The sequence below is a fragment of the Ramlibacter sp. Leaf400 genome (genome assembly GCF_001424545.1).
Taxonomy (GTDB): Bacteria; Pseudomonadota; Gammaproteobacteria; order Burkholderiales; family Burkholderiaceae_C; genus Ramlibacter.
On record NZ_LMQL01000012.1, the window covers coordinates 102,464 to 117,210 of the forward strand.

Here is a 14,747-nt window from a genome sequence, read left to right on the forward strand (position 1 = left end):
GGCGGCCCGCCTACATGGGGCGCGCCGGCGTCCGCCTAGCCTCGTCCCCATGAACGCACCCCAGGACCCCGCTCCCTACTTGCGCGACCTGCTCGAGCGCTTCCGCGAACTGCGCGAGGGCAAGGTGCAGTCGTCCCTCCCCGGCATGGACCGCACCGGCCCCGACACCTTCGCGATCGCCGTGGCGACCACTGACGGACAGGTGTGGTCCGCGGGCGACGACCGCCATCCCTTCTCGCTGCAGTCGATCTCCAAGCCTTTCCTCTACGGCATGGCCTTGGACCAGCTGGGCCGCGAGGCGGTGCACCGCAAGGTGGCGGTGGAGCCCACCGGCGAAGCGTTCAACTCGCTCACCGAGCTGGAAGAGGACCACCTGCCGTACAACCCGATGATCAATTCGGGCGCCATCGCGATCTCGGCCCTGCTGCACCACGCGGCGCCCCGGGAGTCGCAGCAGCGGATGATGGGCATGTTCGGCGAGTACCTGGGCCGCGCGGCGCTGGTGCACGACGCGGTGAAGGGCCGCGAGCTGGAGGGTGCGCACCGCAACCGCGCCATCGCCCACCTGCTGCGCCACTTCGAGGTGATCGGCGACGACATCGATGGCGCGATCCGGCTCTACGCCTGGCAGTGCGCCGTGATGCTCGACACCCGCGAGCTGGCCTTGATGGCCGCCACGCTGGCCAACGGCGGCGTGCAGCCCGTCACCGGACGGTGCGCGATTCAGCGGCGCCACGTGCGCGACGTGCTCACGCTGATGTTCACCTGCGGCATGTACGACACCTCGGGCACCTGGGCCTACCACGTGGGCCTGCCCGCCAAGAGCGGCGTGAGCGGCGGCGTGATGGCGGTCGTGCCGGGCCGCATGGGACTGGCCGTGTACTCGCCGCGGCTGGACGCGCACGGCCACAGCGTGCGCGGCGTCGAGGTGTTCAAGGCCTGGGCCGCCGACTGGGGCCTGGGCGTGCTGGGCGGCGGCGAGCATGGCGACGGCTCGGTCCACCCGGTGCCGGACCCGGCGGCGTCGGCCCAGGCGAACTGACGTTCCCGTCATCCCGCGGACGCGGGGAGCTTGCATTGAGAACAGGACACGGAGGCACAGAGGCACAGAGGGAAAGAGGAGGAACTCATACAGATAGCTCTGATGTTCTCTGTGCCTCTGTGCCTCTGTGTTCTGTTCCGCCCCCTGGATTCCCGCCTCCGCGGGAATGACGGAGAGGGCGCTCAATCCTTCCAGAAGGGCTGCGCGTCGCCCAGCTTGCGCAGCTGCTTGCGGCAGGCCTTGGCCTCCACGCTCTCGCGCCGCGCCAGCCAGCCGACGGCGAAGCGGGCGCCGGGGTCCGTGCCCGCCAGCTGCTCGTAGAGGCCGCGCGCCATCACCAGGTCGTTGTAGCGGCCGAGCGCGTCCTGCACCGGCTCCACGTCCTCGAGGAAGGCGCGCAGCCTGCGCTGCGGGAAGGCCGGGCCCGCAAACTCGCCCAGGTAGCGCAGCCGCTTGAGCCGCTTGCGCGCCTTGTGGCGGTCGGCGTGCGCCAGGTGGTCGTAATCGCGGCCGGCGCGCACCACCTGCCGGTACAGCCGCGCCAGCAGCGGCCGCACGGTCCTGCGCACCTTGCCGTCGGCTTCGACCCGCACGCGCTCGGCCCGGGCCAGCAGCGCCAGCAGCGTGTCCTGGAATGCGGGATCGCGCACCACGTCGCCCGGCGGGCGGCCGGCGTCGGTGAAGTCGGGCGGCACGCGCACGGCCGGCCCGCCGGCCGCCTCCACCAGCGGCTGGATGCTGCGCAGCACGTGGGTTCGGTCGCGGCGAGCGCCGAGCGCGCGGAACACGCCGGCCAGCAGCGCTTCGTAGCGGTCGGCGTCGCCGGCCAGCGGCGGCAGCTCGCGCAGCGCCGTGCGCAACCGGCGCAGGCCCACGCGCAGCTGGTGCACGTGCTCGTCGGCCTGGCTGCCGGCCGCGATCTCGCCCGCATTGGCCATCACCTGCGCCAGGCAGGAGCCCAGCACGGCCGCCGTCATCTCGCCCAGGTGGTTGGCCCGGGTGGGCGCGGGGGGCGTGGCCTTGGAGGCGGGGCCGTAGGGCTCGCCGCGCGCCAGCCGGGCGCCGCGCGCGGCCTTGCTGGCGGGGTGCAGCCACAGGTCGTGGGCCGCGCACCAGCGGCGCGCCAGCTGCAGCAGGTCTTCCATGCGGCCCTGCAGCAGCTCGATCTCGAGTTCGCGGATCGGCTGGGTGCGGCCCGCGGCCCGCAGCTCGCCGTCGTCCAGCGCGATCTCCATCAGCGAGCCGCCCAGCGACACCTCGCGCGCCAGGCGGCGCACGCGCACTTCGAAGGCGGGCTGCAGCGGCGGGAACGGGTCGTCCGCGTCCAGGCCCAGCGCCTTGCGCAGCAGGGGCTCGTGCGCGGCGTGCCGGCCCAGGTCCGGGGCGGGGTAGGCCTCGTCGTCGTGGCCGGGCAGGGGCGGGGTGTCGTCATCGGGGCCGGTGAGGGGTACGTTCTCCTCGATGCGATGCAGCGGCCCGTCGCCCGCCGCCTTGAGCGTCTGCACCCAGCCGTCGTCCTCCAGCCGCACCCGCAGCGCGATCCGGGCCTTGTCGAGCGCGCCCTCCGCGGTGTCGAAATAGACCGCCCGCAGCGGCTGCTCGCGCGTCTCGCCGCCCTCGACCGCGCGGCGAAGTTCGGGCCAGGCGTCCGGCGCCACGCCCAGCTTGATCTCGCGTTCGACGCCGGCGGGGGTGGCAGTCTCCGGGCGGCGGGCGCGCGGCCCGGCGGCGCGCTGGACGCGGTGGGTGCGCGGCGAGGTCTGGGCGGCGGATTTCCCCATGGGCACTCCTTCGTGACGACGCCACCATGGTCCTCCCGATCGGACGGCCCTGTCGGCGTGAGGGGCCGGCGAACGTCGGCCGCGGCTGGCAACCCGCCCGCCGGGGACACCCCGGTTGCCGTTGCGCAGGCGCGCGACTTACAGTGGCCGCCAACCCCGGAGGCCAGCGCATGCAGACCACGATGATGGACGTCCCGCTCTCGCTCAACCACCTGCTGGAGCGCGCCGGCCGGCTGTTCGCCGGCAACGAGATCGTCTCGCGCCTGCCCGACAAGTCGCTGCGCCGGCACACCTACGGCGAGTTCCACCGCCGCACGCGGGCCCTGGCGAGCGCGCTGCAGCGGCTGGGCCTCAAGAAGGGCGAGCGCGTGGCCACGCTGTGCTGGAACCACCATGCCCACCTGGAGTGCTACTTCGGCATCCCGGCGGCGGGCGGCGTGATGCACACGCTCAACCTGCGGCTGTCGGCCGACGAGATCGGCTGGATCGCCGGCCATGCGCAGGACCGTTTCCTGGTCGTGGACGACGTGCTGCTGCCGCTCTACCGGCAGTTCGCGCAGCTGCACAGCTTCGAGCGCGTGTTCGTGTTCCCGTTCTCCGGCCAGACGGTGCCGGACGGCCTGGACGACTACGAGGCGCTGCTCGCCGATGCCGATCCGGACGGCTTCGAGTACGCCCCGCACGACGAGGACGACCCGGTGGCGATGTGCTACACGTCGGGCACCACGGGGCGGCCCAAGGGCGTGGCCTATTCGCACCGCTCCACCGTGCTGCACACGCTGGTGGCGAGCCTGGGCGACTTCTGGGGCCTGCGCGGCACCGACGTCGTGCTGCCGGTCACGCCCATGTTCCACGCCAACAGCTGGGGCATGCCCTACGGCGCGGTGATGATGGGCGTGAAGATGGTCTTCCCGGGGCCGCACCTGCACCCCGACGACCTGCTCGACCTCATCCGGCAGGAACCGCCCACGCTGTCGCTGGGCGTGCCCACGATCTGGATGGGCCTGATCCAGGCCTACGAGGCCTCCCTGGCGGAAGGCTCGCCCAACCATGGGCGCTGGACCTTGCCGCGCGGCATGCGTTCGCTGGTGGGCGGAGCGGCCGTGCCGGAAGCACTGATCCGTGCGTTCGACCGGCACGGCATCTGGATCCTGCAGGGCTGGGGCATGACCGAGACCTCGCCGGTCTGCACCATCTCCTACCCGCGGGCGGAACTGCGCGATGCCGACGACGACGAGCGCTACCGGCGCGCGGCGCTGGCCGGCGTGCCGGTGCCGCTGGTGGACCTGCGGGTGCGCGGCGAGGACGGCGCCGACCAGCCCTGGGACGGCCGCAGCGTGGGCGAGATCCAGGTGCGGGGACCCTTCATCACCGGCAGCTACCACGCGGTGCCGGTCGAGGCCGGGAAGTTCACCGGCGACGGCTGGCTGCGCACCGGCGACGTGGCGTCGGTCGACCCGCTGGGCTTCGTGCGCATCACCGACCGCACCAAGGACCTGATCAAGTCCGGCGGCGAATGGATCAGCTCGGTCGACCTGGAGAACGCCGTCATGGGCCACCCCGCCGTGGCCGAGGCCGCCGTCATCGCCATCCCCGATGCGAAGTGGGGCGAGCGGCCCCTCGCGTGCGTGGTGAAGAAGCCGGGCCAGTCGCTGGCCGCGCAGGACCTCGACGCACACCTGCTGGGCAAGGGCTTCGCCAAATGGCAGCTGCCCGACCGCTACGAGTGGATCGACGCGGTGCCGCGGACGTCTACCGGAAAGTTCTGGAAGCTGAAGCTGCGCGAGAAGTACGCGCGCTGAACGATTGACCGTCATCGCCGCGGAGGCGAATCAGTCGTCATCCCCGCGGAGGCGGGGATCCAGGGCTTCCCTCGGTGCAGAAAAGCGGGAGCTCTGGATTCCCGCCTTCGCGGGAATGACGGTTATCGGGGCGGCTGCGGCTTCGGCTGCGGCAGCGGCAGCGGCAACCGCACGCTGAACGTGCTGCCCCGCCCGGGGCCATCGCTGCTCGCCTGCACGCTGCCGTGGTGCATCTCGACCAGCTTCTTCACCAGCCACAGCCCGATGCCCAGGCCACCCTGCGCGTTGCTCATCGTGTCCTCGCCCTGGGCGAACAGGTCGAACACCTGCGGCAGCATCCCGGCCGAGATGCCGGAGCCGTTGTCGGTCACCTCCAGCAGCAGGTGGCCGTCTTCCACGCGTCCCGCCAGCACGATGCGGCCGCCGCGCGGCGTGTACTTGGCGGCGTTGTTGACCAGGTTGCTGATCACCTGCGCCAGCCGGGTGAGGTCGCCCCGCAGCGGCACCGGGCCGGCCGGCATGCGCACCTCCAGCGAGTGGCCGGCCGCGTCCACGCCGGGCTGGCTGGCCTCCAGCGCGTGGGCCACCACCTGATCGAGCGTGATCGGCTCCAGCCGCAGGTCCAGCTTGTCGCGCGAGATGCGCGAGACGTCCAGCAGGTCGTCCACCAGCCGCACCAGGTGCACCAGCTGGCGCTCCATCATGTCGCGCGTGCGCCGCGCCGCCGGCGGCATGTCCTCCAGCCGGCGCAGGATCTCCAGGCCGTTGCGGATCGGCGCCAGCGGGTTGCGCAACTCGTGCGCCAGCGTGGCGATGAAGGCGTCCTTGCGGCGATCGGCCTCCACCACGTCGGTGATGTCGGTGGAGACGCCGCACACCGCGTAGATCCTGCCGCTCTCGTCGTAGAGCGGGAACTTGCTGGAGCGGTAGGTGATGTGGCGGCCGCCGACCAGCAGCTTTTCCTGCACCACCACGTGGCTGCCACGCTCCAGCACCAGCGCGTCGTTGGCGCGCAGGGTGGCGGCCGTCTCGGCCCCGAACAGCTGCGTGTCGGTCACGCCGATCGAGCCCTCGCGGTCGATGCCGTGCTGCACCCGCCAGGACTCGTTGGACAGGATGTAGCGGCCCTTCAGGTCCTTGGCGCAGACCAGCGCGCCCGCGCCCTCGATCACCGATTCGGTCAGGCGCTGCGCGTTGCGCAGCTGGCGCTCGGCGACCATGGCCGCCGTCACGTCGCGGGCCGCGCAGATGCCGCGCACCGGCTGCAGCTTGCCGTCCACGTTCTCGAAAACGATCTGCAGCCGGATGTGCATCCAGCGCACCGTGCCGCTGGGCAGCAGGGCCCGCACGTCGATCGCCAGGTGGCCGCTGCTGGTGGGCTGCAGCACCTCGCCGATGGCCTTCAGGTAGCGCTCGCGGTCCTCCGGATGGATGCGGTCGAAGATGGCCTGGCGCGGGACCGTCATCTCGCTCTCGCCCAGCTCCAGCAGGCGCGCCAGTTCGGCCGAGATGTGGTTGAGGTTGGTGCGGTAGTCGATCTCCGCCATCACCAGGCCGGCGGCCTTGATGCCCATCTCCAGCTTGAGGTGGTCGGCCTCGATGCGCGCCTCGGCGCGCCGGCGCTCGGTGATGTCGCGCGAGATGCCCAGCACGCCCACCACCTGGCCGGCGGCGTCTCGCAGCGGCATCTTGCGCGACCACCAGTGGCGCGTGCTGCCGTCCGGCTGGGGCAGGGCCTGCTCGGATTCGACGACCTGGCCGGTGGCGATCACCGTGCGGTCATTGCGCATCAGCCTGCGCGCCAGCGCCGGGTCGTCCAGGAATTCGGCGTCGGTGCGGCCCATCACCTGGTCCGCCGTGCGGCCCAGGGCGGCCAGCGTGGCCGGGTTGGCGAACTGGTAGCGGCAGTCCAGGTCCTTGGCGAAGATCGCGTCGTCGCTGGCCTGGGCGATGGCGGTGGCCATCAGGCCCGCGTCGGCGAAGAGGTTGCCGCCCGGCGCGGCGGGCAGCAGGTCCGCGGGGATCGTCGGCCGCTTCACTTCGTACCTCTGCAGGAGGGCGCGGGGCGTGTGCGGCACGTCAAGTTGACGTGAACGGGCCGCAACGTCATGCAACAGGAAGTGCGTCGAGGGGGTACTGCCATGGCTCGCTTCGTCGGGCCCATCCGGCCGGAATGCAGGGCGGGCGCATTGCCATGCTAAGGCTTCGCCGCGGCAGAGGGGACACGAACCGAAACAAGTGCAACAGGGAGGTAGTCGTCCCTGGAAGAGCTCGACCGTTATAAACCGTACCAGCAACCAACAAGCGAGTCCTTCCATGTCTGCTGTCCTGTCTTCGCAATCCCCCGGTTCCACGCAGCCTGCACCGTCGGGCCTTGCCGCCGTGCCGCGCGCGATGTGGGTCGTCATCGGCACGCTCGCCCTGGCCACCGCCGGCCTGGCCGGCGCGCTGGTGATGCGCTCGGTCGACGAGAAGCCCGCTCCGGTGGCGGTGTCCGCCCAGACGGCGCCCACCCAGGTGGCCGGCGCCCAGATGCAGGCCCAGCCGCAGCCCGCCCAGGCCCAGTTCCAGCCGGCCCAACAAGCCGCTGCCGAGGCGCCGGCCGCCAAGCCGGCCCCGGCCCGCGTCGTCGCCAAGCCCGCGCCCGCCCCGGCCCGCCCGGTGGTGCAGCAGGCCACCGGCTCGGCCCACCAGCAGGCCGAACCGGCGCCGCAGGTTGCGCAGGCGCCCGCGCCTTCGCGCAGCGTCACGCCCATCGAGACCACCCGCGCGGCCATCTGCACCAGCTGCGGCACCGTGCAGGCCGTGTCGGAAGTGAAAGAGAAGGGCCAGGGCACCGGCCTGGGCGCCATCGGCGGCGCCGTGGTCGGCGGCCTGCTGGGCAACCAGGTGGGCGGCGGCAACGGCAAGAAGGCCATGACCGTGGTCGGCGCCGTCGGCGGCGGCCTGGCCGGCCACGAGGCCGAGAAGCACGTGCGTGCCACCGTCGCCTACGACGTCCAGGTGCGCATGGAAGACGGCAGCGTCCGCACCATCCGCCGCAACGAGTCGGTGGCGCCGGGCACCCGCGTTTTTGTCGAGGGCAACAACCTGCGCGTGGGCGGCCAGGGCGCGGGCAGCGTCCAGCAGCAGCCCCGCACCATCCGCACCTCGGTGCCGGCCGAAGCCGGCGCCTGACCCCCGCCGCCGGCCCCGCGCCGGCGCGCCTCACTGACCGAAGCGCCGGCTTTTGCCGGCGCTTTTCATTTCGGGCATCTGCCGCCAACGCGCGCGAGCCCAATGCCCGTTCGCGCGTAGGACGTGCCCAGGGCCGTTTGACCCCGCCGGGCCATGCCCTGCTGCTCGGCCGTTGAACACAATGGCCTGCATGGGATTCGACAGCAGCAGCATCGCCAACGAACTCGCCGACCCCGCCGATCCCGATCGGCCGCCAGCCCCGGCCGGCTCGGCTGCCGCACCGCTTCCCCGCGGACCAAGCCCGCGCTTCTCGGTCCTGATCCCCCTCTACAACAAGGCCGCCTACATCCGCGGCGCGCTGCAGTCGGTCATGGCGCAGACGTTCGCCGACTTCGAGGTCGTGGTGGTGGACGACGGCTCCACCGACGGCGGCGCGGACATCGTCGAGTCCTTTCGCGACCCGCGCGTGCGCCTACTGCGCCAGGCCAACGCCGGCGTCTCGGTCGCGCGCAACACGGCGATCGAGCAGGCACGTGGCGAGTGGGTGGTGTTCCTGGACGCGGACGACTGGCAGCACCCGCGCTTCCTCGCCGCACTGGAAGCACTTCAGCAGCTGCACCCGGAAGTCCACTGCGTCGCGACCCGCTATGTCGAGTTCCGCGACGAAGGCGGCGTCCCGCCAGTGTGCTGGGAGCTGCCCGCAGGCCCGGCCCCCGTGGAGCGCATCGACGACCTCGCGGCCCGCTGGATGCGGGGCGCCTCGCTGTTCACCGGCTCGGTCGCCGTACGCCGATCGTTGCTGCGCGAAATGCAGCCGTGCTTTCGCCCCGGCGAGAGCTTCGGCGAGGACCTGGAGCTGTGGTTCCGCCTCTCCGAGCGAACGCCGATCGCGCTGGCCACCGTGCCCCTGGTGGGCTACCGCACGCACGTACACGGCAGCCTGACGCGCCGCGACGATGCGCGGGGGCTGCCACCCTGGGTCGATCGCATGCGCCAACGGGTGACCGCGCCCGGCTTCGACGCCGCGCGCCGCCGCAGTGCGCTCGCGCTGATCGCGCAGTTCCGCCTGAGCCTGGCGCGCGACGCGCTGGCGGCCGGCCGGCGCACCCGAGCGATGGGCCTGCTGGTCCAGGCGCACCACGCCGTGGGCAGCCGCCGCTGGTGGTTCACTGCCTTCATGGCGTGCTGGCCGGCGGAGTGGGCCGGTGGCTACCTGCAGAGCGGTCCACGGCCCGCAGGCGTCGCCCGCCCGCTCGCTAACCTCCAACCCTCCTGAGCGGCCGCCAGGGCCCCGGCGGCCGCGCACCGCTTCAGCGGCGCGTGCTCGCTCGCACGTCCCAGCCCGTGGCCGCCGCGTAGGCGCCGTGCACGACCAGGAAGGAGCCTCCGGTGCCACCCAGCACGTCCAGGCTGTCGACGTCGAACGTCACCGCGTCCAGTGGCGCGCTGACCGCGGAGATCGCCTCGGCGCCACCGCTCGCCTGCCCGCCCGCGGCGAATCGCTGCACGCTCACCGTGCGGTTCATGGCCGTCGCGTCGTAGTTCACCGACTTCCAGCCGAGCACGAAGCCGCCGGTGTCCAGCGCCGCCAGGCGCGGCATCACGGCCGCCGCCTGCAGGTCGGAAGCGACCGCCTGCCGGCCGAGCGAAACGCCGTCGGCGCCGAAAGCTTCCAGCCACAGCGTCTTGGTCGCGTCGTGCGCGCCCGACACCCACGACAGCGCGAAGCCGCCGCCCGCGAGCACCGCCACGGCCGGATGCTGCAGCACCGTGCCGCTCGCCACGGACTCGGTGGCGACCTCGCTGGCCTGCGCATCGAAGCGAGTGAGCCGCACCTGCGCGACGCCGGTGCCCGAAGCGATCCACGCGACGGCGAAGCGGCCGTCGGGCCAGCGCGCGGCGCTCGTTCCGCCGGCCCAGTTGGGATCGAACGCGCCGGTCTGCGGCGTGAGCTGGCTGGCCAGGCGCACCGGCGTGCCCATCACGGTGCCGTCGGCGGCGTAGCGCGTCACCACGCCGTGTTCGGGGCCGAAGCGGCTCATGGTCGTGTCCGCGGCCAGCACGTAGCTGCCGTCGGGCAGGCCCAGGGGCCGCGAGACGTACTTGAAGAAAGTGGCCACTAGCTGCACCGGCCCGCCCACCGGCGCGCCATGCGCATCGAAGCGCTGCGCATGGCCGTTGGCCTCGTACATGAACGGGCTGGCCGACCAGCTGACCAGGAAGCCGCCGTCCGCCATCGCGGTGACGCCGGCCGAACTGCCGGCCGCGGCAACCACCTGCTCCGCGCCCATCGCCTGGCCGTCCGCACCGAAGCGTTGCAGGCGCACGTCGCTGGCGCCGCCGGTCGACGTGGACCACACCGCGACGAAGCCGCCGCCGGGCAGGGACGCCACGGCCGCGCGGCCCTGGTCGCCGGCCGTGGTCGTGTTGATCGTGAAGTCGCCCGGCTGCAGCTGCGCCGCAAGCGGCGCGCTCACGCCGCCGGATGGGCCGGTCACGCTGCCGCCCGACAAGGCATCGCTCGCACCCAGGCTAGAGGCGGCGCCGGCCCCGCCGGCGCCGCCACTGCCCGCGCTCCCCCCACCGCCACCACCGCCGCCGCACGCGGCCAGCAACGCCAGCATCAGCACGGCCGTGCCAGCCGCGCGCACCCCGGCGGTGGAGCGACCTTCTCCACTTTCTCCCTGCATACAGCTCCCTTTTGTGCGTTCGAGAACTGATCGTCGGAGTGGGAAAACAACCCAGGTGTGCGCACGCGTAACAACGGTTGCGCACTGGCCCGAACGAGTCATGTCCGGTTGCACAACACTGCGGTGCCGAGGCCGGCGAGCAACGCGACCGTTGCGGCGACGCCGCGTGTTTTCAGCCCTGCGAGCGGAATTCTCCGGGCGTGGCGCCCACCCGCGCCTTGAACGCCCGCGCGAAGCTCTTCTCGTTGCGAAAGCCCACCGCCGCCGCGACCTGCTTGAGCGGCTTGCCGGTGCGCAGGAGCAGGTCGCGCGCGCGTTCGAGCCGCACCTCGTCCTTGAGCTGCTGCAGGCTGGCCCCTTCCTCCTTCAGCTGGCGGTGCAGGGTGCGGGCCGAGACGTTCAGCAGCCGCGCGAGCGCTTCCGCGCTGTGCGTGCGATCGGGGTGGGCGGCCAGCGCCTGGCGCACCTGCGGCACCAGCAGCCGGTCGCGCCGGTACTGCAGGACGGTGAGGCTGAGGGCCCGCTGGCGCAGCATCTGGGTCAGCGCTTTCTCGTCGCGGCGCAGGGGCAGCTTCAGGTACTGCGCGTCGAAGCGCAGCGCCGCATGCGGCGATCCGCCGAACGCCAGCGTGCCGGCCGGGAACATGTGGGCGTAGGCGTCCGCATGAGCGGGGGCGGCGAAGGGGAACAGCGCGGCCTGCAGCGGGATTCGCGAGTCCGCGTACCAGCACGCCAGCCCGTGGATGTTGCGCAGCACGAAGGCCAGGCACAGCTCGCGGACATCGGCCGGCAGGGGGCGCAGTTCCTCCACCGTGATGGAGGCGCTGGCGCCGGAAGTGGTGAGCGACAGCCGGACGTCGTCGGTCAGCAGGCCGTGGTGCCGGCACCAGCGCATCAATGCCACGCCCAGGTCGGGCGCGCCCAGCGACGCGCGCGCCAGCATCCCGTAGCTGCCCCAGGGCAGCCGCCGGCCGAAGGCGCCCAGGCCCTCGTCGTCGAGCTCCTGCATCGCCGCCGCCGACAGCGCCTCCATCTGCCGGGCCGTGATCCGACCGCCGGCCTGGGCCAGTTGTGCTGGCGTGATCTGTGCCAGCTGCAGGACCGTGTCGGGCGCCATCCCGCGCGCCCGGTAGGCGCCCACGATGGCTCGGGCGAAGGCCATCGGCGTGGCGGCTGCGGGTGAGCGGGGCGTGGAACTCTTCGGCATCCCGGCAGTGTGTGGGCGGCTGGCAGGATTTGCAACCTGGCGGGCAGGCCGCGCCGCCCCGTCCTGCCGTACGCTGCGCGGGCTGGCGTTACCCTCGGCGCAGCCCCTGCGTGCTGTCCGCGCGCGACCCCGGCGGGAACAAGGAAGACGAGACATGCCCATTCTGGAAAGCCAACTCAATCCCCGCTCCGCGGAGTTCCAGGCCAACGCCGAAGTGATGCGTGGCCTGGTCGCCGACCTCCAGGCCCAGGTCGCCAAGGCGGCGGCCGGCGGCGGCGAGGCGGCGCGTGCCAAGCACACGGCGCGCGGCAAGCTGCTGCCGCGCGACCGCGTGCAGATGCTGCTGGACCCGGGCACGCCTTTCCTGGAGCTGTCGCCGCTGGCCGCGCACGGCATGTACCACGGTGCCGCGCCCTGCGCCGGCGTCATCGCCGGCATCGGCCGGGTGAGCGGGCGCGACGTGATGATCGTGTGCAACGACGCCACGGTGAAGGGCGGCACCTACTACCCGATGACGGTGAAGAAGCACCTGCGGGCGCAGGAAGTGGCGCTGCAGAACCGCCTGCCCTGCATCTACCTGGTGGACTCCGGCGGCGCCAACCTGCCCAACCAGGACGACGTGTTCCCCGACCGCGACCACTTCGGCCGCATCTTCTACAACCAGGCCAACATGTCGGCCCAGGGCATCGCGCAGATCGCGGTGGTGATGGGCTCTTGCACGGCGGGCGGCGCCTACGTTCCGGCGATGAGCGACGAGACCATCATCGTGAAGAACCAGGGCACCATCTTCCTGGGCGGCCCGCCGCTGGTGAAGGCCGCCACCGGCGAGGTGGTGAGCGCCGAGGACCTGGGCGGCGGCGACGTGCACACGCGCCTTTCGGGCGTGGCCGACCACCTGGCGCAGAACGACATGCACGCGCTGGCGCTGGCGCGCCAGGCCGTGGCCAGCCTCAACCGCACCAAGGTGCCGCCGGTGGAACTGCGCGAGCCGCGCCCGCCCAGGTACGACCCGCGCGAGCTGTACGGCGTCATCCCGACCGAGGTGCGCAAGCCCTACGACGTGCGCGAGGTCATCGCGCGCATCGTCGACGGCTCCGAGTTCCACGAGTTCAAGGCGCGCTGGGGCGGCACGCCCGGCGGCTCCACCACCACCCTGGTGTGCGGCTTCGCCCACATCGAGGGCATGCCGGTGGGCATCATCGGCAACAACGGCATCCTGTACAGCGAGTCGGCGCAGAAGGGCGCGCACTTCATCGAGCTGTGCTGCCAGCGCAAGGTGCCGCTCATCTTCCTGCAGAACATCAGCGGCTTCATGGTGGGCCGCAAGTACGAGACCGAGGGCATCGCGCGCCATGGCGCCAAGATGGTGACGGCGGTGGCCACGGCCAGCGTGCCCAAGTTCACCATCATCATCGGCGGCAGCTTCGGCGCGGGCAACTACGGCATGTGCGGCCGCGCGTACTCGCCGCGCTTCCTCTGGATGTGGCCCAACGCCCGGATCTCGGTGATGGGTGGCGAGCAGGCCGCCAGCGTGCTGGCCACCGTCAAGCGCGACGGCATCGAAGGCAAGGGCGGCAGCTGGTCGGCCGAGGAAGAGGCCGCGTTCAAGCAGCCGCTGCTGGACCAGTTCGCGCACCAGTCGCACCCGTACTACTCGAGCGCGCGGCTGTGGGACGACGGCGTGATCGACCCGGCCGACACCCGCCGCGTGCTGGCGCTGGGCCTGTCGGCCACGCTGAACGCGCCGATCGGCGAACCGAAGTTCGGGGTGTTCCGGATGTAGGAAACCCAAGGCCGTCATTCCCGCGGAGGCGGGAATCCAGGGCATCCGCCTTCTGGAAGCCCTGGGTCCCCGCCTCCGCGGGGACGACGATCTGGAGACAAGCGATGCTGACCACCATCTACGACACCCCCGAACACCAGACCCTGCGCGACCAGGTCGCGCGCTTCATCGCCCGCGAGGTCGAGCCGCAGGCCGACAGGTGGGAGGAGCAGGGCTTCGTGCCGCGCGAGGTGCTGCGCCGCATGGGACAGGCCGGCCTGTTCGGCCTGATGTACGAAAGCGAGTGGGGCGGCGCCGAGGCCGACGCGCTCACCAACCTGGTGTTCGCCGAGGCCCTGTCGCAGTCGACCTACGCCGGCTTCATCATCACCGTGCTGGTCCACACCGACATGGCCAGCCCCCACCTGCACCACGCCGGCTCGCCGGCGCAGAAGGACAGGTACCTGCGCAAGGTGATCGCGGGCGAGACGATCACGGCGGTGGGCATCACCGAGCCGGGCGCGGGTTCCGACGTGGCCGGCATCCGCACGACCGCCAGGCGCGACGGCGACCACTGGGTGCTCAACGGCACCAAGATGTTCATCACCAACGGCGTGCACGCCGACCTCTACTTCATCGCCGCCAAGACCGGTCCGGGCAAGCGCGAGGTCTCGATGTTCATCGTCGAGAAGGGCACGCCGGGCTTCTCGGTCGGCCGCGCGCTGAAGAAGACCGGCTGGCTGTCCAGCGACACCGCCGAACTCGTTCTGGACAACGTGCGCGTCCCCGCCGCGCACCTGCTGGGCGAGGAGGGCAAGGGCTTCTACTCGGTGATGAAGAACTTCCAGACCGAGCGCATCGCATTGGCGGCGATGGCGGTGGGCCACTGCACGCGCGCGCTGGAGCTCACGCTGGACTTCGTGCGCCAGCGCCAGGCCTTCGGCGGCCCGCTGTGGGACCAGCAGACGATCCGCCAGCGGCTGTCGATGATGGACGCCAGGACCCGCGCGGCCCGGCAGTTCATGTACCACTGCGCCTGGCGCGTCACGCAGGGGCACGAGATCGTGCAGGAGGTGTCCATGCTCAAGGCGCTCACCGGCGAACTCGTCAACGAGGTCGTGCAGACCTGCCAGCAGTTCCACGGCGGCATGGGCTACATCCGCGAAACGGCCATCGAGAGGCTGTGGCGCGACGCCCGCGTGCTGGCCATCGGTGGCGGCGCCACCGAGGTGATGCTGGAGGAAGTGGCCAAGCGCTACTGAACCGTGGGCCGCGCGGTAACGTGC

Annotated in this window: 10 protein-coding genes; 6 read left to right on the forward strand and 4 right to left on the reverse strand. The window is 72.0% G+C overall.

The window, feature by feature from the left end; all coding sequences use genetic code 11:
• Positions 1 to 49 precede the first annotated feature (49 nt).
• Positions 50 to 1,042 (forward strand): glutaminase A, encoded by a 993-nt coding sequence (gene glsA / locus ASG30_RS16295; protein WP_082522152.1) that lies wholly within the window; start codon positions 50 to 52, stop codon positions 1,040 to 1,042.
• A gap of 182 nt (positions 1,043 to 1,224) precedes the next feature.
• On the opposite strand, the gene ASG30_RS16300 is transcribed toward glsA, so the two are convergent.
• Positions 1,225 to 2,823: a CYTH and CHAD domain-containing protein gene (locus tag ASG30_RS16300; RefSeq protein ID WP_055899050.1), complete on the reverse strand. Its 1,599-nt coding sequence runs from the start codon at positions 2,821 to 2,823 to the stop codon at positions 1,225 to 1,227.
• 170 nt (positions 2,824 to 2,993) lie between these two features.
• Here ASG30_RS16300 and ASG30_RS16305 point away from each other — a divergent pair, with 170 nt between their 5' ends.
• The gene (locus ASG30_RS16305; protein WP_055899053.1) at positions 2,994 to 4,625 is read left to right on the forward strand and encodes a long-chain fatty acid--CoA ligase; all 1,632 of its coding nucleotides are present in this window, start codon (positions 2,994 to 2,996) and stop codon (positions 4,623 to 4,625) included.
• A 122-nt stretch (positions 4,626 to 4,747) separates the two neighbouring features.
• Here the strand turns inward: ASG30_RS16305 and ASG30_RS16310 are convergent, their stop codons facing one another.
• Entirely contained in the window at positions 4,748 to 6,703 is a 1,956-nt protein-coding gene (locus tag ASG30_RS16310) for a PAS domain-containing protein (RefSeq protein WP_055899062.1), read from the reverse strand.
• A gap of 238 nt (positions 6,704 to 6,941) precedes the next feature.
• Here ASG30_RS16310 and ASG30_RS16315 point away from each other — a divergent pair, with 238 nt between their 5' ends.
• Positions 6,942 to 7,802: a glycine zipper 2TM domain-containing protein gene (locus ASG30_RS16315; RefSeq protein WP_082522187.1), complete on the forward strand. Its 861-nt coding sequence runs from the start codon at positions 6,942 to 6,944 to the stop codon at positions 7,800 to 7,802.
• Positions 7,803 to 7,992: 190 nt separating this feature from the next.
• Positions 7,993 to 9,078 (forward strand): glycosyltransferase family 2 protein, encoded by a 1,086-nt coding sequence (locus ASG30_RS16320; protein ID WP_156385584.1) that lies wholly within the window; start codon positions 7,993 to 7,995, stop codon positions 9,076 to 9,078.
• A 34-nt stretch (positions 9,079 to 9,112) separates the two neighbouring features.
• Here the strand turns inward: ASG30_RS16320 and ASG30_RS16325 are convergent, their stop codons facing one another.
• Positions 9,113 to 10,492 carry a hypothetical protein gene (locus ASG30_RS16325; RefSeq protein WP_156385585.1) on the reverse strand — a complete coding sequence of 460 codons (1,380 nt, stop codon included), beginning with the start codon at positions 10,490 to 10,492 and terminating at the stop codon, positions 9,113 to 9,115.
• A gap of 172 nt (positions 10,493 to 10,664) precedes the next feature.
• Positions 10,665 to 11,699, reverse strand: a complete 1,035-nt coding sequence (locus tag ASG30_RS16330) for an AraC family transcriptional regulator (RefSeq protein ID WP_055899080.1) — start codon at positions 11,697 to 11,699, stop codon at positions 10,665 to 10,667.
• A gap of 154 nt (positions 11,700 to 11,853) precedes the next feature.
• On the opposite strand from ASG30_RS16330, the gene ASG30_RS16335 reads away from it, so the two are divergent.
• Together ASG30_RS16335 and ASG30_RS16340 are read left to right on the forward strand one after the other, a co-directional pair.
• Entirely contained in the window at positions 11,854 to 13,482 is a 1,629-nt protein-coding gene (locus tag ASG30_RS16335) for a carboxyl transferase domain-containing protein (RefSeq protein WP_055899083.1), read from the forward strand.
• Positions 13,483 to 13,586: 104 nt separating this feature from the next.
• The gene (locus ASG30_RS16340; RefSeq protein ID WP_055899086.1) at positions 13,587 to 14,723 is read left to right on the forward strand and encodes an acyl-CoA dehydrogenase family protein; all 1,137 of its coding nucleotides are present in this window, start codon (positions 13,587 to 13,589) and stop codon (positions 14,721 to 14,723) included.
• The last annotated feature ends 24 nt before the right edge of the window (positions 14,724 to 14,747 follow it).

Bases quoted from the DNA above. Each gene is read 5' to 3' on its own strand.
- ASG30_RS16335 (WP_055899083.1), top strand. From the start codon at position 11,854: ATGCCCATTCTGGAAAGCCAACTCAATCCCCGCTCCGCGGAGTTCCAG.
- ASG30_RS16340 (WP_055899086.1), top strand. From the start codon at position 13,587: ATGCTGACCACCATCTACGACACCCCCGAACACCAGACCCTGCGCGAC.
- ASG30_RS16300 (WP_055899050.1), bottom strand. From the start codon at position 2,823: ATGGGGAAATCCGCCGCCCAGACCTCGCCGCGCACCCACCGCGTCCAG.
- ASG30_RS16320 (WP_156385584.1), top strand. From the start codon at position 7,993: ATGGGATTCGACAGCAGCAGCATCGCCAACGAACTCGCCGACCCCGCC.
- glsA (WP_082522152.1), top strand. From the start codon at position 50: ATGAACGCACCCCAGGACCCCGCTCCCTACTTGCGCGACCTGCTCGAG.
- ASG30_RS16305 (WP_055899053.1), top strand. From the start codon at position 2,994: ATGCAGACCACGATGATGGACGTCCCGCTCTCGCTCAACCACCTGCTG.
- ASG30_RS16315 (WP_082522187.1), top strand. From the start codon at position 6,942: ATGTCTGCTGTCCTGTCTTCGCAATCCCCCGGTTCCACGCAGCCTGCA.
- ASG30_RS16325 (WP_156385585.1), bottom strand. From the start codon at position 10,492: ATGCAGGGAGAAAGTGGAGAAGGTCGCTCCACCGCCGGGGTGCGCGCG.
- ASG30_RS16330 (WP_055899080.1), bottom strand. From the start codon at position 11,699: ATGCCGAAGAGTTCCACGCCCCGCTCACCCGCAGCCGCCACGCCGATG.